The organism is Heyndrickxia camelliae, from assembly GCF_002844575.1.
Classification (GTDB): Bacteria; Bacillota; Bacilli; order Bacillales; family Bacillaceae_C; genus Margalitia; species Margalitia camelliae.
The window spans coordinates 1-858 of sequence record NZ_PIQO01000064.1 but is presented as its reverse complement, the minus strand read 5'-3'; the positions used below and the strand labels follow the sequence as shown (position 1 = coordinate 858).

The 858-nt window shown below is 32.6% G+C and carries 1 protein-coding gene; it reads left to right on the top strand.

The window, feature by feature from the left end; all coding sequences use genetic code 11:
* Positions 1–75: 75 nt before the first annotated feature.
* Entirely contained in the window at positions 76–651 is a 576-nt protein-coding gene (locus CWO92_RS24900) for a nucleotidyltransferase family protein (RefSeq protein ID WP_101356843.1), read from the top strand.
* Positions 652–858: the final 207 nt, after the last annotated feature.

The window sequence follows — 858 nt, the reverse complement described above, 5'->3', positions numbered from 1 at the left end:
TTAGTGGAGGAAGGAAATAATTTTTACCTGCCGAATAATAAAGATATAAAGCAATAGGATACTTAGGAGAAAAATATGAATATATATGAAGAATTATTAGTGAGAACCATTTTGAAGAATGAACCAATAAAGAAAGTCTTACTAACCCTAAAAGATTTAAACTTTCCATTTGAATACTATGTTGGTGCAGGATGTATAACAAATACTATTTGGAATGATATCTCTGGTTATCCGCTTGACTATGGCATTTCTGATATCGATATAGTTTATTATGACGAGTATGATTTGACTTCCGATAGTGAAAAGGAACTTAAACAAAAATTGAAAAGTAAACTTTTGGATTATCAATTTGATTTTGACGTTAAAAATCAAGCAAGGGTACACCTTTGGTATGAAAGCAAATTTGGATTTCCCATAAAACCTTACTTCTCTCTTGAAGCAGCAATCGATAGCTGGCCAACCACTGCAACTGCCGTGGGAATAAGAATAGAGAAAAATGGTTTATTTAATATTTATGCACCTTACCATTTAGATGATTTATTTTCAATGGTAGTAAGGCCAAATAAATCGCTAGTGACTAAGGAGATCTTCGAAAATAAAGCCAACAAGTGGAAGAAAAGATGGCCGAAACTTCAGATTGTCCCTTGGTAAACAAAACACTATTATCCTAATGGAATCAAGCTTGTGAAGGACACTTAATCTATAGGGGCTTTAGTTGAATATGCAAATCCTTATATAACAAGAAAACTCGCAAATTTCTACTGCGAGTTTTTTTGAGCCTTTATGCTATAGCAACAATATTTACGAAAACAGCCTAATGAAAAAAGTTCAATCGAGTTGAAGCTCTTCTTCAACTAA

Bases quoted from the DNA above. Each gene is read 5' to 3' on its own strand.
- CWO92_RS24900 (WP_101356843.1), top strand. From the start codon at position 76: ATGAATATATATGAAGAATTATTAGTGAGAACCATTTTGAAGAATGAA.